The following is a 24,006-nucleotide window of genomic DNA, read 5'->3' as shown; positions in this document are numbered from 1 at the left end:
TCATGACCAAGGAAAAATTACTATTATTGGACGGTAATAGTTTAGCGTATCGCGCGTTTTTTGCGTTGCCATTGCTAACGAATGATAGTGGCATTCATACTAATGCTGTATACGGCTTTACAACAATGCTACAAAGAATATTAGAGGAAGAACAGCCAACCAAAATATTGGTTGCTTTTGATGCTGGGAAAACAACATTCCGCCATGAAACCTTTACAGAATATAAAGGAGGACGTCAAAAGACACCACCAGAATTATCAGAGCAATTTCCTTATTTACGAAAGCTCATTGATGCGTATGGTATTAAGCAATATGAGCAGGAGTTATATGAAGCGGATGATATTATCGGAACGCTTGCTAAAGAGGCTTCGTCGCAGGATATGGATGTTATCATCGTTTCTGGAGACCGTGATTTAACTCAGCTGGCGACAGAGCAAGTAACCGTTTATATAACGAAAAAAGGTATTACGGAAATAGAGAAAAATACACCAGCCTTTATTGCGGAAAAGTATGGGTTAACGCCGCTCCAAATTATTGATATGAAAGGCTTGATGGGGGATTCCTCCGATAATATTCCTGGTGTACCAGGCGTCGGGGAAAAAACGGCTGTAAAATTATTAAAAGAGCATGGCTCCGTTGAAGCACTTTATGAAGCAATGGATACATTGAAAGCTTCTAAAATGAAGGAAAAGCTTGTAGCTAATGAAGAGCAAGCCATCATGAGTAAGAAGCTGGCAACGATTTATACGGATGCTCCAATCACCATTTCACTGGCTGATCTTGCATATAATGGGCCAAAAGAAGATGAATTAATCAATGTGTGGCGTGAGCTTGGCTTTAAATCGCTGCTTGATAAAAGTGACTTTACAGTGCAAGAAGAAGAACAGGCGCCTCTCGATTATGACCTAGTCCAGGAAGTTCGACCTGAGGATTTAAAAGACGTGATGGCCGTGCATGTAGAGCTTGAAAACGAGCACTATCATACTTGTCAGCAGCTGGGAATTGCCTTATCAGATGGCGTAAAGACGCAATATATTCCATTTGATAAAGCAGCAAAATCAGATATTCTCCGTCGTTGGCTAGAAGATGCCACAAAAATAAAATATATATCCGATTCTAAGGCAGCTCAAGCATCATTAAAGCGAGCTGGGATTCAATTAGCTGGCGTTGACTTTGATTTGCTACTTGCCTCTTATATTAATAATCCAGCATTAAGTGGCGATGATATCGCAACACTTGCAAGGGAATTAGGCTACTATGATGTCCAAGCAGATGAAGCGGTATATGGAAAAGGTGCCAAGCGTGCAATTCCTGATTTGGACCAACTTGCACAGCATGTTAGCCGTAAAGCTTTTGCAGTATGGTCATTACAGCCGAAACTGGAAGCCTTATTAAAGGAAAATGAACAATTCGATCTTTATAAAAACCTAGAGCTACCATTGGCAGGAATTTTAGGTGAAATGGAAAGCGAAGGGATTACGGTTAACCGCGCTACGTTAGAGAAAATGGGGCAAGAGCTTAATGATAAACTTGTAGTAATTGAGCAAGAAATTTATGCAGAAGCTGGAGAAACCTTTAATATTAATTCACCAAAACAATTAGGTGTGATTCTATTCGATAAGCTAGGGCTACCTGTGATTAAAAAGACTAAGACAGGCTATTCAACTGCTGCAGATGTCCTAGAAAAATTACAGTCAGAGCATGCTATCATCGAACATATTCTGTTGTATCGCCAACTTGGAAAATTACAATCCACATATATTGAAGGCTTACTAAAGGAGATTCATGTATCAGATAGTAAAGTGCATACGCGCTTCCAGCAAGCTTTAACTGCAACAGGGCGTTTAAGCTCAACAGATCCGAATTTACAAAACATCCCAATTCGTTTGGAGGAGGGCCGCAAAATTCGTCAAGCCTTTGTACCTTCAAAAGATGATTGGATATTATTTTCTGCTGACTATTCGCAAATTGAATTACGTGTTCTTGCGCATATGTCAGAAGATAAAAACCTTGTTGAGGCTTTCCGTGAAGGAATGGACGTTCATACACGTACAGCTATGGATGTATTTCATGTGTCAGAAGATGAGGTTGATAGTAATATGCGTCGCGCAGCGAAAGCTGTTAACTTTGGAATAGTCTACGGTATTAGTGATTATGGTCTATCACAAAACTTAGATATTACGCGTAAGGAAGCAGCTAATTTTATTGAAAAGTATTTCGCAAGTTTCCCTGGTGTAAAACAGTACATGGATGACATTGTACAAAATGCAAAATTTAATGGTTATGTGACAACGATATTAAATAGACGCCGTTATTTACCGGATATAACAAGCTCAAACTTTAATTTAAGAAGCTTTGCTGAGCGTACGGCGATGAATACGCCAATTCAAGGTAGTGCAGCTGATATCATTAAAAAGGCAATGATTGATATGGATGCTCGATTGAAAAAAGAAAAGATGCAGGCAAAACTGCTACTTCAAGTGCACGATGAGCTAATCTTTGAGGCACCAAAGGAAGAGATTGCCTTACTCGAAAAAATTGTACCTGAAGTCATGGAAAACGCTATTGAGCTTGCTGTACCGCTTAAAGTAGATTTTAACCATGGCTCAACTTGGTACGAGGCAAAATAAGGAGGGATTCAAATGCCTGAATTACCAGAGGTAGAGGGTGTCGTCCAGGCATTGAAGCCAACAGTTGAAGGACGTACCATTCAACAGGTTCAGCTTTCTGAACGAGTACATTTCTCTTTTAGTGAGGGTAAACAATGTATTGTCAAACAAGCAGCGCCTGATGCATTTGAAAGTACTTTGTCCCAGATGACCATTACCAAAATTGAACGAAGAGCAAAATATATTTTCTTTCATTTGCTGAAGGATGATGTTCCATATGTTCTTGTTAGTCACTTAGGGATGACAGGTGCTTGGTTTGTTGTGAATTCACCCGAAGAAATCAATGAGGCGAAATTTCAAAAGCATATCCATGCGACATTTGAAATGGCAGATGGGGGATACTTGATATATTCAGATATTCGTCGATTCGGTGAACTTCGTTTTCTGACAAAAATTGAAGATCATGCGCCATTGACAAAAATGGCACCAGAGCCATTTGATAAGCATGCATGTGATTTTTTTATAACAAAATCTAAGCTACCGAAATATGAAAATAAAGCCGTAAAAGAAGTAATTATGGATGGGCAAGTCATTTCGGGCTGTGGCAATATTTATGCAACAGAGGCATTGTTTGCTCAGAAAATTCACCCTGCACGCAAAATGAGCCGCATTAGTGAAAAGCGGAAGCGAGCATTATTTGAGGAGATTGTTGCTGTCCTACGTCAAAGCATTGAAGCGGGTGGTTCAACTATTTCTGATTATCGGAATATTAATGGGGAAGCAGGGAGTATGCAGAATCGATTAAAAATGTATGGGAAAAAGGTATGTCCAGCATGTGAAACGGCAACAAGTCAAATGACAATTGGAGGGCGTACCTCTGTCTATTGCCCAAATTGTCAACATTAAAGGGGATTTAGCAATGATTATCGGACTAACAGGAAGTATTGCAAGTGGAAAAAGTACAGTAGCTAAAATGATGAGCGAACTGGGTTTACCGATTGTTGATGCAGATGTTGTAGCACGAGATGTCGTAGAACCTGGAACTGAGACATTAGCATTGATTGCTGAAAGCTTCGGACAAGCTATCTTGCTTGAGGACGGCAATTTAAATCGAACTATGCTGGGAGATATCATATTTCATGAGCCTGCCAAACGCAAAACGTTAAATGATATCATGCATCCAGCAATCAGAAAAGAAATGTTACGTCAGCGTGATGCTTATTTAGAAGCAGGACATGAACATGTTGTGATGGACATTCCTTTGTTATTTGAGAGTAAGCTTCAACATTTTGTGGAACGTATCATTGTGGTATCGGTCAGTGAAGAAGTTCAGCTTCGACGTTTAATGGAACGAAATAATTTATCTAAAGAAGATGCATTGGCACGTATGCACTCTCAACTGCCGATGTCTGTCAAAGAAAAGGGTGCACATGCGGTCATTTATAATAATGAAAATATAGAAAGTACAGAAGAACAATTAAAAAAAATCCTGCATTATTGGGATGTTATTTCATGAGTTCTTTTATAATGCGTAGCAAGCCGACCTTGCTACGCATTTTTTTATGGGGAAACGCCATAATAAAGAATAATTTTTCAGAAAATAAGAACTTTTATATTCTCAATATATAATGTTCATCTTTTTTAAAATTGTGTTATACTAATCACCATAAAGTATATAATTAATTAATCTGAGTATGTACTCACAGGAGGATATTATAAATGACAGTATCAATTGCTATTAATGGTTTCGGGCGTATCGGACGTATGGTTTTCCGCCAGGCTATCGTACAACAAGATTTAAACATCGTTGCAATTAACGCTAGCTATCCTGCAGAAACGTTAGCACATTTGATTAAGTATGACACAAATCACGGAACATTTGAAGGTACGGTAGAACCAGCAGGCGATGCTTTAGTTGTAAATGGTAAACGAGTTCAAATTATTAGTGAACGTGATCCTTTAAAATTACCTTGGTCTACAATGGGTGTAGATATCGTTATTGAAGCTACAGGAAAATTTAATGAGCGTGATAAAGCAGCGATGCACTTAGCAGCTGGCGCGAAAAAAGTAATTTTAACAGCACCAGGTAAAAACGAGGATGTCACAATTGTTTTAGGTGTAAATGATGACAAATTGGATATTGCGAAACATGATGTTATTTCAAATGCTTCTTGTACAACAAACTGCTTAGCGCCAGTAGCAAAAGTATTGAATGACACGTTTGGTATTGAGAATGGTTTAATGACAACAGTTCATGCTTATACAAATGACCAAAAGAACTTAGACAATCCGCATAAAGATCTACGTCGTGCACGTGGATGCGCCCAATCCATTATCCCAACATCTACAGGTGCAGCGAAAGCATTAAAATTAGTGTTACCTGAATTAGAAGGTAAAATTCATGGTATGGCACTTCGTGTTCCAACACCAAACGTATCTTTAGTTGACCTTGTAGTAGATTTAAATACAGATGTAACAGTTGATGCAGTTAATGCAGCATTTGTAAAAGCGGCAACAGAAGGTCCAATGAAGGGTATCCTTAATTTCTCTGTTGAGCCATTAGTATCTTCTGATTACAATACAACAACTTATTCTTCAACAGTTGATGGACTTTCTACAATGGTGTTAGGCAACCGCAAAGTAAAAGTACTTGCTTGGTATGATAACGAGTGGGGCTACTCTGCACGCGTTGTTGACCTTGTGAAAAAAGTGGCAAATGCTTTAGAAACGGTAAACGCGTAATAATTTCTATAGATAGCACATTGAAATCGAAAAGGTTTCAATGTGCTCTTTTTTTACAGAAACTTTTCTTGTACTTCAGGTGCTTTAGATTTATCATGAGGCCACAAACGTGAATGCACTTTTCTTACATGTAGGAAATTTGTTATAATAGATATATTAAATTGTTGTAAACCAGGAGAGTAAATATATGAGATGTCCATCTTGCCAATTTAACGGAACGCGTGTTGTGGATTCGAGGCCAGTAGATGATAATAAAGAAATTCGTAGACGTCGTGAATGTGAGTCATGTGGCTTCCGTTTTACAACGTTTGAAAAAATTGAAGAGACGCCATTAGTCGTTGTGAAAAAGGAAGGTTCACGAGAAGAGTTTAGCCGTGAGAAGGTACTTCGTGGGCTTATTCGTGCTTGTGAAAAACGTCCAGTGGCACTTGATGTGCTGGAGGAACTTGTTCTGTCCATTGAAAAAGATCTTCGTCGTATTGGAAATTCGGAAGTACGCTCAGAAGATGTTGGCGAAATGGTCATGGACCGCTTAGCCAAAATTGATGAGGTTGCCTATGTGCGTTTTGCGTCGGTCTACCGTCAGTTTAAAGATATCAATGTCTTTATTGAAGAAATAAAGGACATTATTCAACGTCAAACGGAGAAGAAATCATAGCAAACAGAGAGGATGAATGACGTTGATTCATTTATATAAGGAATTGCAGCCTGGCGATCCTTTCGACATTCGTCTACCTCATGCATTTTCTACACAAGAGCGTCAATTAGTTACATTATTTTATCAACCATTAACGGGATCAGAGCCAGTTAGCCTCTATTTAACATTATGGGCAGAAGCAGAGCAAATGCCAAAGCAGCAAATGACACATTATTATTTAATGAATGTGCTAGGGCTACCAATTGGTAAAGTGTTTGAGGCTCGTATTGCTTTAGAAGCTATTGGTTTGCTGCGTACATGGAAAAAAGAAAATGCTGGTGAGCGTAGTTTTTTATATGAGCTACAGCGCCCATTAGATGCAGATAGCTTTATGAAAGACCCGCTGCTGTCGATGTTTTTGTTTAGTAAAATTGGAGAGCAGGCTTATCGCAACTTACGTCAGCGCTTTATGTCACCTGTAAAGGACTCGGCGTTTAAGGATGTATCTCGTGCTTTTATTGATGTCTATAAGCCTGTTCATGCCAATATCCCATCAGATTTACAAGTGGATACGAGTCATAAGGATAAACAACAAAAAGTATATCCTTTTTATTTGGAGCAATTCGATTTTGATTTATTGCAAGCTGGTTTGTCTGAGCAATTGGTACCTTCCAATTTGTTGACATTTGAAGTGCGTGAAGCTATAGCCAAGTTGGCATTTTTATATCATTTAACAGCCCTTGATATGCAAAAAGTAGTCATACTTGCTTTAGATGATGATTTAGGAATTTCTCAGGAACGTTTACGAAAGGCTGCTGCTGATTTTTATAAATTAACCGTATCCAAGGAGCCGCCAAAACTTGCCCGTGTCACCGATCCTCTACCAGTAGCAGAAGCGGGACAAAAAACCAAGGATCAGGAACTTCAACACTATTTAGAAACAACGGCACCTGTCCAAGTTTTAAGAGATATAAATAATGGTAAAGAACCATTACAAACCTCAGTCCAACTTGCAGAAAATTTAATCGTTCAACATGGCATGCCAATTGGAGTGGTTAATGCATTGTTAGAATACGTTATGCTAACAACAGATATGAAGCTCCCTAAAAAATATGTGGAAACGATTGCTGATCATTGGGTACGAAAAAATGTCCAGACCGCTAAGGAAGCAATGGAACTTGCACGTCAAGAGCATGATAAATATACAGCTTGGAAAAACAAGCCGCAAACGTCCAATAAAACGAGTCAACAGACTAAAGGACGTTCAAGATATCAACGTGAAGAAAAAGTGCCTGAATGGTTCTATAAACGAAATGACAATCAAGAGGAATCTACCTCTAGTACTATAGATTTTGAAAAAGAGCGACAAAAAATATTAGAGATGCTAGGAAAAAGCGAATAGTAAAGAAGGTGAGCAGTAATCGAACCTATAAATGGACCACTAAAGCGAGCAATTAATGTACCCTCGTTCCAAGAACGCTATGAAGCCATGCGACGTGAAATTTTAGAGCACCCGCATGTGCAGGAATTTTTAGCGCAGCATGCAGATGAATTAAACTATGACAATGTTGAGCGAAATTTACCTAAACTGCATGAGTTTATTAGTCAATCTACTGAGTGCTGTGGGTGTGATAATACCGAACATTGTACAAACTATTTAAAAGGATTCATCCCGACATTAAGGGTTGTTCGGAATTCTATTGAAATGGACTATGTGCGCTGTGAGCAAAAGATTAGGGAAGAAGAACGCCGAGATGTTGCGAATATGATTGCAAGTATGCATATGCCAAAAGATGTGCTACAAGCAACAATTCATGATTTAAGTATTGATGATGAATCACGTGTGGCGATTGCACAAAAAGCAGCTCAATTTGTTAAAATAACAAAAGAAACTGGTCAATTACCTGCAAAAGGTTTTTACCTATATGGTAAATTTGGTGTAGGGAAATCCTTTGTACTTGGTGCATTGGCCAATGAATTAGCATCTATTAAAATCCGCTCTGTGGTAGTTTTCGTTCCAGAATTTTTACGAGAAATGAAAAATGCCATTGGCGATAATACATTGAATGAGAAAATAGATTATATTAAAAAGGCTCCTGTCTTAATGCTAGATGATTTAGGTGCGGAGACAATGACTTCCTGGACACGTGATGAAATATTGGGGACTATTTTCCATTATCGGATGGCAGAGCAATTACCAACTTTTATTACGTCTAATTTTAACTATGAAGAATTAGAGCATCACTTAGCTCAGTCACAAAAAGGTGATATTGAGGTTGTCAAAGCGGGACGAATTATGGAGCGAATTAAAGCCCTAACAGTGCCGATCGAAATGCGAGGCAAAAATCGTCGGATGTAACATTGATAGTTGCATTTTTCGACAATCGAGCGTATACTGACTCATATACTTAATATCAATATGCATTGATGAGGACATGGATTTTGTGTATCAGCTTTTAGAGAGGGAAGTCATCGGCTGAAAACTTCCTAGTATGGGCACATTATTTACTACCTACTGAGCAGCGAAAGGGATAATCTTTCGCCGGTCCCTAGCCCGTTAGCTAGCCTTGAGCTTCGTCTGACTTTATGTAAGTCGGAAGGAAGAAGGGTGGAACCACGAGCATACGCTTCGTCCCTTTTGTGAGGGACGGAGCTTTTTTATTTTTTTCAGATTTCATTGAAATAGTGGTGGCTCCGCTCATATAGGGAGATAAGTCGCTCGCGAAAGTGGTAAATTCGCTCATAGAGAGTAAGAAACCGCTCAGAAACAAGAAGATGCCGCTCCGATTGAACAGAGAAATGCTTAAAAAAGCAATGACTCCGCTCAAACCAAGCCGTAGAGTCACACAAACATTGCTCCAGCCAATCATCAAGCATTATGTATTTATCAAAAACAAAGGAGTGCAAAGGATATGTCAGAAATGATTAAATTAACTTTCCCAGATGGCGCTGTAAAGGAATTTGCAAAAGGCACATCAACTGATGACGTAGCATTATCTATTAGCCCTGGCTTACGGAAAAAAGCGTATGCAGGTAAAATTAATGGTGTGTTAGTGGATTTAAAAACACCAATTGAAGAGGATGCAACAATTGCAATCATTACACAAGATGATGAGGCAGCACTTGAAATTTTACGTCACTCAACTGCCCATTTAACAGCGCAAGCTATTAAACGTCTATTCCCAGATGTAAAGCTTGGTATTGGTCCAGTAATTGAAGGTGGTTTCTACTATGATATCGACTCACCAACACCAATCACTGCTGAAGATCTACCAGCCATTGAAAAAGAAATGAAGAAAATTATTGCTGAAAACCTTGAGGTAGAACGCAAAAATGTAAGCCGTGCAGAAGCACAAGCCCTTTATGAAGAAATTGGCGATGAGTATAAATTAGAATTACTTGAAGCCATTCCTGCTGATGAGCAAGTATCTATTTATTATCAAGGCGAGTTTTTTGATCTTTGCCGTGGTATCCACGTACCATCTACGGGTAAACTTCGTGAATTCAAGCTTTTATCATTAGCGGGTGCTTACTGGAGAGGGAACTCTGATAACAAAATGTTACAACGTATTTATGGTACAGCGTTCTTCAAAAAAGAGGAATTAAAACACCACCTTCAAATGCTAGAAGAAGCAAAAGAACGTGATCACCGTAAAATCGGAAAAGAATTAGAACTGTTTACAACTTCCCAAAAAGTTGGCCAAGGTTTACCACTTTGGTTACCAAATGGTGCAACAATTCGTCGTGTTATTGAACGTTATATTGTCGATAAAGAATTATCACTTGGCTATAAGCATGTTTATACACCAGTATTAGGTTCTAAGGAGCTTTATCAAACTTCTGGTCACTGGGATCATTATCAAGATTCAATTTTCCCACCAATGGAAATGGATAATGAAACATTAATTATGCGTCCAATGAACTGTCCTCACCATATGATGGTGTACAAAAACAGCATGCATTCATATCGTAACCTACCATTGCGTATTGCAGAGCTTGGCACAATGCACCGTTACGAAATGTCAGGGGCTGTTTCAGGCTTACAACGTGTTCGTGGGATGACATTAAATGATGCCCATATTTTTGTTCGCCCAGATCAAATTAAAGCGGAATTCCAAAAAGTAGTACAGTTAATTTTAGAGGTTTATAAAGATTTCGACCTTAATGATTACTCATTCCGTTTATCTTATCGCGACCCAGCAGATACTGAGAAATACTTCGATGATGATGCAATGTGGGAAAAAGCACAAAGTATGCTAAAAGAAGCAATGGATGAACTTGGCTTAGACTACTTTGAAGCGGAAGGTGAGGCTGCATTCTATGGTCCTAAACTGGACGTTCAAGTAAAAACAGCGATTGGGAAAGAAGAGACTTTATCTACAGTTCAATTAGACTTCTTATTACCAGAACGCTTCGACCTAACTTATGTTGGGGAAGATGGTAAGCCTCATCGTCCAGTTGTTATCCACCGTGGTGTTGTATCAACAATGGAACGTTTTGTTGCCTTCTTAATTGAAGAATACAAAGGAGCATTCCCAACTTGGTTAGCACCAGTACAAGTTGAAGTTATTCCAGTATCGAATGAAGCTCACTTCGACTATGCAAAGCAAATTGAAGAGCAACTTACAGCGGCTGGTTTACGTGTCGAAATGGATGATCGTGAAGAGAAATTAGGCTATAAAATCCGTGAAGCACAAATGAAAAAGATTCCTTATATGCTTGTTATCGGGGATAAAGAGGTAGAGGCAAATGGCGTAAATGTGCGACGTTATGGCTCGAAAGATTCCGAAACAATTAGCTTTGAGGATTTCCTAGCAGCTATTAAAGCAGAAATTACAAAATAAGCTTCAACGAGAAACCCTTGCTTGCCAAAGTGAGGGTTTCTGTATAAAATAAATCTTGCATTTGTATAGAATAGCTTCATTTTGGTTATGTTAGCACTGATAAGGAAATAAATATTTGACAGCTTATCATATACATGCTAATATAATTAAGGTTAATGAATACAAAGTTTGTGGTTGAAGTAGAGGCTGCCCGCTTCTCACCTGATACAACGCTTTAAAGGCTGTGAACAGGTATGACACGTTGAATTGTTTTGCGTAGACTTGCGCATGCACATATAGCGGGCGGACATCTTCAAAAATGTCCGTCCTTTTTTTATGGACATGACGAGAGGATGTACCGTTCAACCGGGCAAGGCTTTGCCCAAACCATGTATTCGCGACAACTACTTGGAGGTGGATTACTATTAGCAAAGACATGTATGTAAACGAAGGCATTCGCGCACGTGAACTTCGATTAATCGATCACAATGGTGACCAGCTTGGTGTAAAGACACGTAATGAAGCGCTAGAAATCGCCGCTCGTGTAAACTTGGATCTTGTCCTTGTGGCCCCTCAAGCCAAGCCGCCAGTCGCTCGTATCATGGACTATGGTAAATTTAAGTTTGAACAGCAAAAGAAAGACCGTGAAATTCGTAAAAATCAAAAGGTCATCGTAATGAAAGAGGTTCGTTTGAGCCCAACAATCGATGAGCATGATTTCCAAACGAAGTTACGTAATGCGATTAAATTCCTTGAAAAAGGCGATAAAGTAAAATGTAGCCTACGTTTCAAAGGTCGTGCGATCACACATAAAGAGATTGGTCAACGTGTGTTAGATCGTTTTGCTGAAGCTTGTGCTGAAGTATCAACGGTAGAACAAAAACCGAAGATGGAAGGCCGAAGCATGTTCTTAGTTCTTCAACCAAAGAACGAGAAATAATATTAGACGAACAGTTTAGGAGGAATTCGACATGCCAAAAATGAAAACTCACCGTGGAGCTGCGAAACGTTTCAAAAAAACGGGTTCAGGTAAATTAAAATACGACCGTGCTTATGGAAGCCACTTATTCGCAAACAAATCTACGAAACAAAAACGTCACCTACGTAAAGCGAACATCGTATCATCTGGTGACTTCAAACGCATCAAATCTTTACTTGTTTACATGAAATAATTGACTACAAAAAAATACTAACATTCATTTTTTAATGAAAAGCAGGAGGTAATTCATATGCCACGCGTAAAAGGCGGAACAGTGACGCGCAAACGTCGTAAAAAAGTATTGAAATTAGCTAAAGGTTACTATGGTTCAAAACATACATTATACAAAGTTGCTAACCAAGCAGTAATGAAATCAGGTCAATATGCATACCGTGACCGTCGTCAGAAAAAACGTGATTTCCGTAAATTATGGATCACTCGTATCAACGCAGCTGCTCGTATGAACGGTCTTTCTTATAGCCGTTTAATGCACGGTTTAAAAGTTGCAGGTATCGAAGTTAACCGTAAAATGTTAGCTGACCTTGCAGTAACTGATGCTACAGCATTCACTCAATTAGCAGACGCTGCTAAAAAAGCAGTAGCTAAATAATAGCTGACAACATTCACTATTATTTCTGCACCGAAAGCGTAGCGACAGGTGCAAAAGAGGAATTTTCTGCACCGAAAGCGTAGCGACAGGTGCAAAATATCATAAGTGCAATAAAAAGACTGATGGGTTTTTCCATCAGTCTTTTTTGTGTTAGATTAATAGTATCACGGTTTTAAAGGAGTAAGAAATGGGACAAGCATTATTAGCTTATATGAGCATTGTATCAATTGTATTGCTCATATTAATGGGGATGGATAAATCACGCGCAAAGAATCATGAATGGCGTATAGCAGAGCGTACATTATTTACACTAGCCATAGCAGGAGGGGCAGCTGGAGGTGTATTGGGTATGTATTTATTCCGCCACAAAACACGTCATAATCGTTTTGCATTTGGTTTTCCCCTACTTGCAGCCATACAAATTTTTATCATTGTGCAGCTTTGGACATAAATGAGAATAATTAAAACACATCCTCATGATGAGGATGTGTTTCGCATAAGCTGTTCAATGGGCTGCTTCCAATTGATTTTGGCGCTTGGATAGTTCAATAATATTTCTTGCTGCAAATATTCAAAGTCGCTTTTGCTGAAGCCTTGTAATGTGGCAGCATCACGCGCACCGACGAAAATGGTTACAACCTCAAATGCATCCTCTGTTGTGCCTAGGTATTTTTCACCTTCAAAAAGAGCACCTTTATAGGAAATAAAGAAATTTTTTCGGACATTTTTAACGTCATCATAGAAATAATACTGGCCTTTTTCATAGGCTTCATCAAGTTTGCGTTTAGGATCGGTTATATAACGAATCGCTTTGTAAAATACATAGATAATAAGCGCTATTACAGCAAGTCGAATTAGTAACGGCAACATGTTTAAATTTCCCCCTTGAAGAAAGGTTATTCTTTCCTATACGGTTAGAAGGGTCAAATAGTTTCACTTTTTATAAAAAATTTTTTAGAAATTTAGGAGAAAAAAATGAATTTACAACAATTGTTTACCATGCAAAAAGAGCTTGATGATTTTATCGAGCAAACACAAAATATTCAGCAAGATGTGTTTCAGGAAAAGGGCTTAGCCTTACTAGTGGAACTAGCTGAGCTTGCTAATGAAACACGTTGCTTTAAATTTTGGAGCACAAAGGGACCATCAGCACGTGAAGTCATTTTAGAAGAATATGTAGATTCGATTCATTTTATCTTATCTCTTGGCTTATTAAAGGGCTATACATCGATTGAAATGTGGCCTTTCGTAGAAGAAAACAAAGATTTAACAGCTACTTTTTTAGAAACACAAAGTGTTATTTTAGCATTTATTCATCAACCTACAGAGGAGCGTTATTTAGCTATTTGGCAATACTATGGATTACTAGCGTATAATCTCGGTTTTACATTTGAGGATGTAGTTGGTGCTTATCTTGAAAAAAATCAAGAAAATTATCATCGGCAGCGTTCAGGTTATTAAATTAAGAAATACACCAATTTTCAGACGATTAAGCTAGGAATATTTCGGTAAACGAAGTATAATAAAATAGATACAAGAAGTAGGAGGCAAAAGGATGACACAACTAGATCCAACATTACAAATGTTTAAAGATTTAACAGATGCGAATGGTATCGCAGGTAATGAACGTGCACCGCGTGAGGTCATGAAAAAATACATTGCACCATATGCAGATACTGTAGAAACAGATAACTTAGGTAGTGTCATTGCTAAAAAAGTTGGCGATGAAAACGGTCCTAAAATTGTTGTAGCAGGACATTTAGATGAAGTAGGCTTCATGGTTACACAAATTGATGACAAAGGCTTTATCAAATTCCAAACAGTGGGTGGCTGGTGGAGCCAAGTTATGCTTGCACAGCGTGTAACGATTACTACACGTAAGGGCGATGAAGTGATTGGGGTTATTGGTTCAAAGCCACCTCATATTTTACCTGCGGATGTACGTAATAAGGTAGTAGACATTAAAGATATGTTTATTGATATTGGTGCAGCTTCTAAAGATGAAGTACTTGAGTGGGGCGTACGTCCTGGCGATATGGTAACACCGTACTTTGAATTTAATGTAATGAAAAATGATAAGTATCTATTAGCTAAAGCTTGGGATAACCGTATCGGCTGTGCAATCGCGATTGATGTTATGAAAGCGTTACAAAATGAAAAGCACCCTAATATTCTTTATTCTGTAGGGAATGTACAAGAAGAAGTTGGACTTCGCGGTGCAAAAACTGCTACACATAAAATCCAACCAGATATTGGATTTGCAGTGGACGTAGGTGTAGCAGGAGATACTCCTGGAGTTACAGCAAAAGAATCAACGAGTAAGATGGGTGCAGGCCCTCAAATCGTTGTGTATGATGCATCTATGGTTTCACATCGTGGCTTACGTGAATTCGTATTAGATGTAGCAGATGAGCACAATATTCCATATCAATTTGAAGCGATGGCTGGCGGTGGTACAGATGCTGGCTCCATCCACGTAACAGCAAATGGTGTACCAGCACTATCAATCGGTATTGCAACACGCTATATTCATTCACATGCAGGTATCCTACATCGTGATGATTATGATAATGCCGTTAAATTAATGGTAGAAGTCATTAAAAAATTAGACCGTGATGCCGTCAATAAAATTACTTTTGACTGATACTGCTAAATAGATATAGCATGATTTTGCCTTCTAACAAAATGTTAGGAGGCTTTTTTACTCATTCCAAGACAATTAGACTTGCTAATATGAATAGTAATTATAAACACAAGTCCCATTCTTCTTAGTGAGTAAGACTCTTATAGAAATCAAAATATAGAGAAGTATTAATTTGTAGGTTAATGGAAAATATCTGCAAGTAAATTGATTGTTGCTGTGCTGAGCAACAGCCCATGTTAAGTTAGCTTATGACAAGAATCATTGCAAGCTTCTAGAAGCGTTTAACAAGCATAGAACTATTAAGAATGAGTAAAGGTTGACAGGTTTCAAGCTATGTATAGGAGCTACAAGTAGTTCTTGTGAAGAATGGGGTATTCCCGTTTATACCATTCAAGAAACACCCCATTATCGCTATAAAGAATTTTGCAAGAGCTGTAGAATATTTTTCCCCATTTCAAGAGGGTTTGTTGCTAGTATAGAGGATCGATAATTGGATAGAATCACGACACCTGTTTGCTGTTTTTTATTAAATCCTAGATAACTAGAGAAGCCTTTCGTTGATCCGTTATGCCAAATAATATCGTCTTCAAGTACCCATCCTAATCCGATCCTTACATCTTTTGAAATAGTATGAGTAGCTTGATGTGTTAATAGATAGCCTGAATTTTGATTGCCAATGTGTATTTTTAAAAATTTTAATAAATCATCAACAGTGGATCGTAGAGCGCCAGCTGCCATAAATTCATTCATTTCAAGTGGGGGCTTGTTATGTCCCCGAACAGAATATCCCTTCAATACGGTATTTTCTTTAGAGGGGGGATAGAAATAAAGGTATTCGTTAAATTTAAAGGTTCTACGATTCTACGAGTAATGGCTGTTTCAAAGTCAGTGTGAAGTTCATTTGCTAATAAATATCCTAAAAGGCCCATTCCTACATTAGAATATCTAAACTTAACTTTAGGCTCCTGGGTATGGGTTTTAAAATACTGTATTACCTCATTCAATGAGTAGGGACAAAAGGGGTCACGAGGCGTTTGGCTATCAAAAAGATTATAGATGTTCTTCAGTACACCAATTCCCGGTAGACCAGATGTGTGATTTGCCAAATGCCTCAAAGTTACAGGGTGATTATCTGGAATTTCAGAAAAGTATTTGGCGATAGAATCTTCTATCTTCACGATTCTTTCTTGAATCATTTCCCCAAACATGGATGTTGTTAAAACTTTAGAGATTGACCCAATTTCATAGACATAGGGTTTTTTATCATATGTGACATTTGAGCCGTTGAATATAAAAGCAGCATCTAGATTACGACAAATAACACCAATGGATAGGATTACATTCGGACGAGTCTTTACGTAAGGATAAGCAATTTTAAAAATATCCTTTTTTAAATCATTTAAATCCACAAATATTCCTCCTTTTCAATCTCTAATTTTTTTGATCGCTAGAGACGATAGCATGGAGTTTCGTGTATATTTCTTTTAATTGCAGTAAATCCTCTTTAGAGAGCTGTGAATAGTATTTATTGATAATGGCTAGTTCAATTTCTTCCTGTTTTTGAAAATAATCAAAGCCCCGCGTATCTAACTCGATGATGATCTCTCTACGGTCCTTTTGATTTATGGTTCTTTTTATAAAGCTCTCCTGTTCTAATCTTCCTACTAATTGACTTACAGCACTAGCAGAGGTCCCCATCAACTTTGCTAATTCGAAGGTTTGCAAAGGGCCATGTGTTTGAAGAAGACTTAAAAATAGTGCCTGCTTTGTAGTTAATGTTTCATCTAATAGGGTGGAGAATTCTTCTGTTAGCATCACATTTGTTTCATATTCTACTTGGTTCAGCTCTTTGACCAGCTGTATCAGCTCTTTTTCCATTTTTTTCACCGCCTCAATAGTTAATGCATATTAATTATAAATATATATAAACTATAATGCAATTATTTAAGAATATGAATGTTTAGTAAAAAAGAAAACATGTATAAATATTCGCTTTGACGAATTTTTGACACATTTAATAACAAATGAATAATAATTAAGATTAATTATAAAAATTCAGTTGATTTTATATTTATGCATGTTATACTAATTTCAACAGCAACGATATAAGGAGCGAAGGCTATGAAATTACTCGAAGAAGTACAGTTAAAGTTAGTGTCTAGTTTAAAGGGAAAAGATTTACTAACTTTGCTAGACTATACAAGTCAAGAGGTCCAGGATCTTATTGAATTAGCAACACAGCTTAAGATGATTACAAAAGAGGGAAAATGTCCAAGATTACTAGAAGGTAAAACGCTTGGCATGATTTTTGAGAAACATTCAACTCGTACACGTATTTCATTTGAAGTTGGTATGAATCAATTAGGTGGGAAAAGCATGTTTATGCATGCGCGTGATTTGCAAATTGGTCGTGGTGAATCAATTTACGATACAGCGCATGTATTATCTGGCTATTTAGATGGCATTATGATTCGCGCAAACTCTCACAAAATGGTCAAAGAGCTTGCAGAGCATGCAGCAATCCCTGTCATCAATGGATTAACGGATATTTATCATCCCTGCCAGGCATTAGCTGATTTAGAGACGATTGCAGAAAATAAAGGCATGTTAAAAGGACTTAAAATTGCCTATGTAGGTGATGGCAACAATGTAGCACACTCACTCGTAGTAGCTTCAGCACACGTTGGCATAAATGTAGCTGTTGCGACACCTGTAGGATATGAATGTGATGGGGAAGTCATCGCTAAAGCACAGGCCATTGCGGCAGCAAATGGCAGTACGATTATAATCACGAATGATCCTGTTGAAGCAGTATTAAATGCAGATGTCGTCTATGCTGATGTTTGGACATCTATGGGTCAAGAGGAAGAAACAGCAAAACGTTTACAAGATTTTGCTGGCTATCAAATTAATGATGAGCTAGTAGCCTATGCAAAACCAAATTATATGTTCTTACATTGCTTACCAGCACATCGTGAGGAAGAGGTTGCGACTTCAGTTATTGACGGACCTAATTCTTACATCTTTGAGCAAGCCGAAAATAGATTGCATGCTCAAAAAGCTGTATTAGCATCGATTTTAGCTTAAATTGAGACATATGCTTTCTCGAGTTGAGAAGTACGATAGATAGAGTTTACATGGACAACAGAGGGTGCTCATGTGAATAACATAAAAGTGGTAGGCAGACAGAGGGATGTTCACCACGTGCGATGTTTGTTGTCAAGATGGATGGCTACATCGCTACATAGTAAAGTAACCTGGGAGACGCTGGGTTACTTTTTTTCTTTGTCAAAAATATAAAACATGGTTTTCTTATAAGTTATAGAGAATATAAGGAATTATTTATATAATAGGTTAAATAAGTAATGAAGGAGTGAACTCCTCGTGAATATAGACCATATCGAGGCATTTTTATATGTTGTCCATTACAAAAGTATCCATAAAGCAGCCAATGCATTATTTCTTTCACAGCCGACTGTAACTGCACGTATTAAGTCATTAGAACGAGAGCTAGGTGTTGAGTTATTTTACCGAGATGGAAGGAGTGTGAGCGTATCAGAGAAAGGGAAAGATTTTTTACCATTTGCCACGCAAATTGTGCAAACATTTCAGCAAGGAAAGAAGCAATTAGAAGAAACGCAGGAGACCGATGAGGTATGTATTGGTGCAAACGGTGTAACAGCCCAGTATTTTTTAGCCTATGCATTGCCTAAATGGAAAGAGCAATTTCCTTATTTGCGTTTTCAATTATTTACAGGTTCCACAACAAACATTTTAGAAAAGCTACAAAGCCACCAAATTCATCTAGGCTTTATTCAATATGTACATGGAGATGACATAGAGAACGAGCTTTTATTGAACAATACAGTGAAACTTGTCAAACACCGTGATCACCCATTACAACTAAATGAACTTATTCAAGCAAAAGAATTAGCTCAACAGAAAATGGTGTTTTTTGAATGTGGCGCGTTTGATTGGAATTATGTGCATAAAATGTTCGAGGTAGAGGGAGTAGCAGCCAATATTGAGGTACGAACAGATCATTTAGAAGTTGCCAAAGAGTTTATTCGGACAAAAGACTATCTAAGCTTTTTACCACATCTATGCATTAAAAAGGAACTGGAAAGCGGTGAATTTGTGGAGATAGACGTTAAGCATTTGCTGGATATGAATCAACATATATTTTTAACCTATAAAGAGAAAGAGACGTTGCCATCAGCCTTTTGGCAGACAATTTGTGAAACAGCTAAGCATTTTGAAAGCATAGGAGACACGTATTGATAAAAAATTTTATCACCACATAAAATTTTTTCTATTACTGTACCTATTGCATATCGTCTAAAGGAACGGTAATATCATTCTCAATCCAACAAAACATACTTAACCACTATGTTTAGTAAAATAAAGATTGAGGAGGAATTGACATGGCTAGACAGGATAAAATTCGATTTGGAGCAATTATTCATGGGGTAGGAGGAAATATTTCTGGTTGGCGTCATCCAAAGGTGGCGAGCAATCAAAGTGTAAGCTTACCTTTCTATATTCAGCAGGCTCAGAAAGCAGAGCAGGGAAAATTTGATGTAGCATTTATTGCGGATGGTTTATTTATTAACGAAAAATCCATCCCTCATTTTTTAAATCGATTTGAACCTATTACAATCTTATCGGCTTTAGCAGTAGCGACGAAAAACATTGGGTTAGTTGGAACAGTCTCAACTTCCTATAGCGAACCATTTACAGTAGCACGCCAATTCGCTTCATTAGATCATATTAGTGCTGGGCGTGCTGGATGGAATGTTGTAACGACACCATTAGAAAGTACTGCTTTGAACTATAACAAAACAATCGACCAACATCCTAGCCATGCAGAACGCTATCAAATTGCGGAAGAATACTTAGAGGTTGTCAAAGGCTTATGGGACTCGTGGGATGATGATGCGTTTATTGCAGATGTCAACAAAGATCAATTTTTTGATCCAGAAAAATTACACACATTACATCATAAAGGGCGATATTTTTCAGTCCAAGGACCACTCAATATTGGTCGAACAAAGCAAGGCCAGCCCGTTATTTTCCAGGCTGGGTCGTCTGATGCAGGCATTCGATTAGCTGCAAAAGATGCAGATGCCATTTTCACACATGGGGCATCTATTGAAGAGGCACAGAAATTTTACTCGAGAGTAAAAAAAGAGGTGGCAACATTTGGACGAAATCCCGAAGAAGTAAAGATTTTTCCAGGTATATCACCAATTATTGGCGATACGGTGGAGGAAGCAGAGGCGAAATATCAAGAAATTGTTGAGTTAGTTTCCATAGACCGTGCTCTTGCTTATCTTGGACGTTACTTTGACCATCATGATTTTACCCAATACGATGTGGATGCACCGTTTCCTGATCTAGGGGATATTGGAGCCAATAGCTTTAGAAGCACAACCGATTATATTAAACGTTATGCTAAGCAGGAGGGTCTGACATTACGTCAAGTCGCTTTACGCGAGGCGACACCAAAAACAGCCTTTTTTGGGACAGCTGAGCAAGTAGCAGATCTTGTACAAGAATGGTTTGAAAAGGAAGCAGCAGATGGTTTTATTATTGGCGTGACAGTACCTGGTGCTCTTGAAGATTTTGTTGATAAAGTAGTGCCAATTTTACAAGCAAGAGGGCTATATCGTAAAGATTATGAGGCAGATACTTTGCGTGGGAATTTAGGTTTACCATTCAAGGAAAGTCGCTATGTTAAACAGTCTGTCTAAAAACCTAGTAAGTTTATTTGAATAAAAGAAATTAGGAGGGGTTATATGAGTTATACATTAGGCATATTAGATCAAAGCCCTATTATTGAAGGAGCAAGCAATGAACAAACATTACAAAAAACGGTGGCTTTAGCACAACGAGCTGAGCAGTTAGGCTATTCACGTTTTTGGGTATCGGAGCATCATCATACAGAGTCATTAGCAGGTTCTTCTCCAGAAGTATTGGTTTCTTATTTACTTGCTAAAACCAAATCCATTCAAATTGGATCAGGTGGGGTTATGCTACAGCATTATAGCCCCTATAAAGTAGCCGAAAATTTCCATGTTCTAGCATCATTGGAGCCGGGACGCGTAGATTTAGGAATCGGTAAAGCCCCTGGTGGCTTGCCACTTTCCACGAAGGCTCTACAATATGGCACACTCAATCAAGGGGAAGATTTTGAAGAGAGACTAATATTTTTACAGCAATTAATTGAGCAATCCATACCAAAAGAGCACGAATTATATGGCATACAAGCAACGCCGATTCCAAAGGCAAAGCCGACATTATTTTTGCTTGGCGCTAGCCCTGAAAGTGCTGCTCTTGCAGGAAAACTAGGCATTGCATTTGTCTTTGCTCGATTTATTAATAGTGATAATGATGTTTTGGCGCAAGCGGCTAGAATCTATCGCAGTCATCATCCAAACGGCACTTTTGCGATTTCCATTGCTGCACTTGCTGCTCCAAGTAAAGAGGAAGCGAAAGAGCTAATAGGAGATCAAAAAATTACAAAGGTGCATTTAGCAAGTGGCAGAAGCCTGACGCTACAATCAGTAGAGCAAGCAGAGAAATTTGGTCAGGAATCTGGAGAGGAATATACAGTGGAACAGTATGAGGCCGATATTTTATACGGTACAGCAGAAGACATTAGAGCCAATTTAGATGACTACCATGTACGATTCCAAATTGATGAATTTATTTTGCATACGCCCATCTTGAAGGAATTTGAACGTCAACGTTCGTTTGAATTATTGGGACCAGTACATTTACAGCAAAAAGAAGCGGTAAGCTGAGGAGGCAAATTTAATGACAATAAATAAAGATGTAATCGTTTGGTCAAAGCAAGGCTGTAGTTACTGTAATGAGGTAAAAGCGTATTTAGAAGAAGAGGATATACCTTACAAGACAGTGGATGTAACGCATAATGATGCTTTCCGAGATATTCTTGATGCAAAATATGGAATTCGTTATGTACCCGTTGTAGAAATTGGTTCAAGTGAAAATGGTATCTATCAAGCAGTTACAGAACTTGGTCTTGAGCATTTAAAGGCTGCACTGGCTGGAGAAAAAATACAGTTGTAAAACGTAATATAGAAATGGGGTGTATTAATGATAAAATTAATTGTTAATCGTGGCTTAGTAGCAATATTTGTACTACTGGGTGCCCTTTTTTCAGTTTTTTCAATCAATTATTTTTTACCCACTGATATCGTTGATACATTACTAGCTGAAAATGCTACAAGCACTGAGGTAGCCGAAAATTTACGTAAAGAATTAGGGTTGGATTTACCATTTACAAAACAATTTTCTGATTATTTAGTAGATTTAATGCATGGTGATTTTGGGCAATCAACCATTGATGGCGAATTTGTGATAGAAAAAATATGGACACAATTACCTGCAACTGTTGTTCTAACCGTTGCAAGTCTACTGATTGCCGTCATTGTAGGTATTACACTTGGAGTGTTAGCAGCTGTTCATCGTAACACGGTAATTGATTATATTGCACGTTTAGTTGGACTCTTTGGGATTTCCATGCCTACATTTTGGTCGGGAATTTTACTAATCTTAATTTTCTCCATTTCGTTAGGCTGGTTTCCTGCGATGGGCTCAGATGGTTGGCGTTCTGTTATTTTGCCTGCTATTACATTAGGTCTTTTAGGTGCAGGGTTTATTGTTAGAGTAGTTCGAAATAGCATGCTAGAGGTTTTGAACGAACCTTATATACTGACGCTTAGAGCAAAAGGACTGACAGAGCATATCGTTTTATACCGACATGCCCTTAAAAATGCATTAATACCTGCAATTACAATGATTGGCGTGCTACTAGGTGATTTTTTAGGTGGGACGGTTGTCATCGAAACGGTATTTGCTAGACAGGGTCTTGGAAGAATAGTGGCAGATGCCATAACAGCTAAGGATTTGCCAATCATACAAGGTGTTGTATTTTTTATAGCTATTGTGTATGTCATAATTAATCTATGTATTGATATTTCATATTCCATCATTGATCCTCGAATTCGAAGTAGGCAGGTAAAGGGAGGATAAAGATGCAAAAGTTAGAAACTATTAAAACGAAATCAGTTTCAAAACTTAAATTAAAGCGATTTAGTAAAGGTATTCTTCACTTTGAAAAGATGATGTTAGCAGCTGCTATTTTCATTATCGCCTTTTTTACTATTTGTGCCCTAGTCCCACATTGGGTGGCGATGTATTCGCCTACAAAGATGTTTCCTACTACTATTTTACAGCCTCCATCATTCAAGCATCTCTTTGGGACAGATTATTTTGGCAGAGATGTATTTAGTTTAGTTGTATACGGTAGTAAAACTTCACTTTTACTCGGCATAAGCGCTGTTGTTGTAGGTGGATTCATTGGTGCTCTAATTGGAACTTTAGCGGGCTATATCGAGGGCATTGTCGACATGATATTAATGAGAATGATTGAAATCATACAAACAATCCCAAGTGTTTTATTAGCGCTTGCCATTGCTGCTGTATTGGGATCTAGCTTTACCAATCTTGTCATTGCCGTATCAGTATCAGCTATTCCGACGTATGCTCGGGTAATGAGAGGCCAAATATTAAGTATAAAAAATCGTCCTTACATTTTAGCGTCAAAATCGATAGGCATGAGGAATTCTGTCATTTTCTTAAAGCATGTGCTACCAAATGCTTATTCGCCATTATTAGTTATGGCTTCAAACGGTTTAGGAATGGCTATTTTAACAGGTGCCGGTCTCAGCTTTTTAGGATTAGGTGTGGTGTCAGAAATTCCGGATTGGGGTTTTTTATTATCACAAGGCAGAAACTATATAGCAGCTGGTTGGTGGATTTCAACGTTTCCAGGGTTAGCAATCGCACTCTTTGTGTTAGCAGTCAATATTTTGGGGGATAGTTTACGTGATCAGTTAGATCCTAAAAAGCGTTTGTCTTAAGGAAGAGGTGT

General features: G+C 38.1%; 25 protein-coding genes and 1 other annotated feature. Of the genes, 21 read left to right on the top strand and 4 right to left on the bottom strand.

Features of this window, described 5'->3' with window-relative positions:
• Positions 1–2 precede the first annotated feature (2 nt).
• The 12 genes from polA (at position 3) to LBYS11_RS16855 (ending at position 12,851) form a co-directional block, all read left to right on the top strand.
• The gene (gene polA, locus LBYS11_RS16915) at positions 3–2,630 is read left to right on the top strand and encodes a DNA polymerase I (RefSeq protein ID WP_103118648.1); all 2,628 of its coding nucleotides are present in this window, start codon (positions 3–5) and stop codon (positions 2,628–2,630) included.
• 12 nt (positions 2,631–2,642) lie between these two features.
• On the top strand, positions 2,643–3,515 hold the full coding sequence (gene mutM, locus LBYS11_RS16910) for a bifunctional DNA-formamidopyrimidine glycosylase/DNA-(apurinic or apyrimidinic site) lyase (RefSeq protein WP_103118647.1): 873 nt from the start codon (positions 2,643–2,645) through the stop codon (positions 3,513–3,515).
• 13 nt (positions 3,516–3,528) lie between these two features.
• Positions 3,529–4,125, top strand: coding sequence for a dephospho-CoA kinase (coaE, locus tag LBYS11_RS16905; protein ID WP_103118646.1), 597 nt, complete (start codon positions 3,529–3,531; stop codon positions 4,123–4,125).
• A 203-nt stretch (positions 4,126–4,328) separates the two neighbouring features.
• On the top strand, positions 4,329–5,351 hold the full coding sequence (locus tag LBYS11_RS16900; protein ID WP_004226274.1) for a glyceraldehyde-3-phosphate dehydrogenase: 1,023 nt from the start codon (positions 4,329–4,331) through the stop codon (positions 5,349–5,351).
• Positions 5,352–5,538: 187 nt separating this feature from the next.
• On the top strand, positions 5,539–6,009 hold the full coding sequence (nrdR, locus tag LBYS11_RS16895) for a transcriptional regulator NrdR (protein WP_004226277.1): 471 nt from the start codon (positions 5,539–5,541) through the stop codon (positions 6,007–6,009).
• 16 nt (positions 6,010–6,025) lie between these two features.
• Positions 6,026–7,390: a replication initiation and membrane attachment family protein gene (locus tag LBYS11_RS16890; RefSeq protein WP_048393607.1), complete on the top strand. Its 1,365-nt coding sequence runs from the start codon at positions 6,026–6,028 to the stop codon at positions 7,388–7,390.
• 27 nt (positions 7,391–7,417) lie between these two features.
• Entirely contained in the window at positions 7,418–8,347 is a 930-nt protein-coding gene (gene dnaI / locus LBYS11_RS16885; protein ID WP_255409672.1) for a primosomal protein DnaI, read from the top strand.
• Positions 8,348–8,900: 553 nt separating this feature from the next.
• Positions 8,901–10,832 carry a threonine--tRNA ligase gene (gene thrS, locus LBYS11_RS16875; protein WP_103118643.1) on the top strand — a complete coding sequence of 644 codons (1,932 nt, stop codon included), beginning with the start codon at positions 8,901–8,903 and terminating at the stop codon, positions 10,830–10,832.
• 171 nt (positions 10,833–11,003) lie between these two features.
• Positions 11,004–11,152 (top strand) — a sequence feature (ribosomal protein L20 leader region).
• A 95-nt stretch (positions 11,153–11,247) separates the two neighbouring features.
• The gene (gene infC / locus LBYS11_RS16870) at positions 11,248–11,751 is read left to right on the top strand and encodes a translation initiation factor IF-3 (protein WP_016994853.1); all 504 of its coding nucleotides are present in this window, start codon (positions 11,248–11,250) and stop codon (positions 11,749–11,751) included.
• Between the two features lie 31 nt (positions 11,752–11,782).
• The gene (gene rpmI / locus LBYS11_RS16865; RefSeq protein ID WP_004226312.1) at positions 11,783–11,983 is read left to right on the top strand and encodes a 50S ribosomal protein L35; all 201 of its coding nucleotides are present in this window, start codon (positions 11,783–11,785) and stop codon (positions 11,981–11,983) included.
• Positions 11,984–12,040: 57 nt separating this feature from the next.
• Entirely contained in the window at positions 12,041–12,400 is a 360-nt protein-coding gene (rplT, locus tag LBYS11_RS16860) for a 50S ribosomal protein L20 (RefSeq protein WP_025114500.1), read from the top strand.
• 187 nt (positions 12,401–12,587) lie between these two features.
• Positions 12,588–12,851 (top strand): DUF1294 domain-containing protein, encoded by a 264-nt coding sequence (locus tag LBYS11_RS16855; RefSeq protein WP_048393614.1) that lies wholly within the window; start codon positions 12,588–12,590, stop codon positions 12,849–12,851.
• Between the two features lie 23 nt (positions 12,852–12,874).
• Here the strand turns inward: LBYS11_RS16855 and LBYS11_RS16850 are convergent, their stop codons facing one another.
• Positions 12,875–13,270, bottom strand: a complete 396-nt coding sequence (locus tag LBYS11_RS16850) for a hypothetical protein (RefSeq protein ID WP_016994855.1) — start codon at positions 13,268–13,270, stop codon at positions 12,875–12,877.
• A gap of 105 nt (positions 13,271–13,375) precedes the next feature.
• Between LBYS11_RS16850 and LBYS11_RS16845 the strand changes: the two genes are divergently transcribed.
• Both LBYS11_RS16845 and LBYS11_RS16840 read left to right on the top strand, forming a co-directional pair.
• On the top strand, positions 13,376–13,861 hold the full coding sequence (locus tag LBYS11_RS16845; RefSeq protein WP_054549960.1) for a dUTP diphosphatase: 486 nt from the start codon (positions 13,376–13,378) through the stop codon (positions 13,859–13,861).
• A gap of 94 nt (positions 13,862–13,955) precedes the next feature.
• On the top strand, positions 13,956–15,044 hold the full coding sequence (locus LBYS11_RS16840) for a M42 family metallopeptidase (protein ID WP_016994857.1): 1,089 nt from the start codon (positions 13,956–13,958) through the stop codon (positions 15,042–15,044).
• A gap of 411 nt (positions 15,045–15,455) precedes the next feature.
• Here the strand turns inward: LBYS11_RS16840 and LBYS11_RS24005 are convergent, their stop codons facing one another.
• The 3 genes from LBYS11_RS24005 to LBYS11_RS16825 are packed head-to-tail and all read right to left on the bottom strand — an operon-like array spanning position 15,456 to position 16,922.
• Complete coding sequence (locus LBYS11_RS24005; RefSeq protein WP_369823921.1) at positions 15,456–15,794, bottom strand: serine hydrolase; 339 nt, start codon at positions 15,792–15,794, stop codon at positions 15,456–15,458.
• 41 nt (positions 15,795–15,835) lie between these two features.
• Positions 15,836–16,453, bottom strand: a complete 618-nt coding sequence (locus LBYS11_RS24000) for a serine hydrolase domain-containing protein (protein WP_103118641.1) — start codon at positions 16,451–16,453, stop codon at positions 15,836–15,838.
• A gap of 22 nt (positions 16,454–16,475) precedes the next feature.
• Complete coding sequence (locus LBYS11_RS16825; RefSeq protein ID WP_054549962.1) at positions 16,476–16,922, bottom strand: MarR family winged helix-turn-helix transcriptional regulator; 447 nt, start codon at positions 16,920–16,922, stop codon at positions 16,476–16,478.
• A gap of 243 nt (positions 16,923–17,165) precedes the next feature.
• Between LBYS11_RS16825 and argF the strand changes: the two genes are divergently transcribed.
• From argF to LBYS11_RS16790, 7 genes are all read left to right on the top strand, one after another.
• Positions 17,166–18,131, top strand: coding sequence for an ornithine carbamoyltransferase (gene argF, locus LBYS11_RS16820; protein WP_103118640.1), 966 nt, complete (start codon positions 17,166–17,168; stop codon positions 18,129–18,131).
• 297 nt (positions 18,132–18,428) lie between these two features.
• A complete protein-coding gene (locus tag LBYS11_RS16815; RefSeq protein ID WP_048393626.1) occupies positions 18,429–19,325 on the top strand; it encodes a LysR family transcriptional regulator in 897 nt (298 codons plus the stop codon).
• 143 nt (positions 19,326–19,468) lie between these two features.
• Positions 19,469–20,797, top strand: coding sequence for an LLM class flavin-dependent oxidoreductase (locus LBYS11_RS16810; protein WP_048393628.1), 1,329 nt, complete (start codon positions 19,469–19,471; stop codon positions 20,795–20,797).
• Between the two features lie 45 nt (positions 20,798–20,842).
• A complete protein-coding gene (locus tag LBYS11_RS16805) occupies positions 20,843–21,850 on the top strand; it encodes an LLM class flavin-dependent oxidoreductase (RefSeq protein ID WP_103118639.1) in 1,008 nt (335 codons plus the stop codon).
• Positions 21,851–21,863: 13 nt separating this feature from the next.
• A complete protein-coding gene (locus LBYS11_RS16800) occupies positions 21,864–22,139 on the top strand; it encodes a glutaredoxin family protein (RefSeq protein WP_103118638.1) in 276 nt (91 codons plus the stop codon).
• Positions 22,140–22,166: 27 nt separating this feature from the next.
• Entirely contained in the window at positions 22,167–23,105 is a 939-nt protein-coding gene (locus LBYS11_RS16795) for an ABC transporter permease (RefSeq protein WP_103118637.1), read from the top strand.
• A 2-nt stretch (positions 23,106–23,107) separates the two neighbouring features.
• Positions 23,108–23,995 carry an ABC transporter permease gene (locus LBYS11_RS16790; protein WP_103118636.1) on the top strand — a complete coding sequence of 296 codons (888 nt, stop codon included), beginning with the start codon at positions 23,108–23,110 and terminating at the stop codon, positions 23,993–23,995.
• Positions 23,996–24,006: the final 11 nt, after the last annotated feature.

The sequence above is a fragment of the Lysinibacillus sp. YS11 genome (assembly GCF_002896375.1).
Taxonomy (GTDB): domain Bacteria; phylum Bacillota; class Bacilli; order Bacillales_A; family Planococcaceae; genus Lysinibacillus; species Lysinibacillus capsici.
The sequence above is the reverse complement of the archived record's forward strand: the minus strand, read 5'-3'. Positions and strand labels throughout refer to the sequence as shown.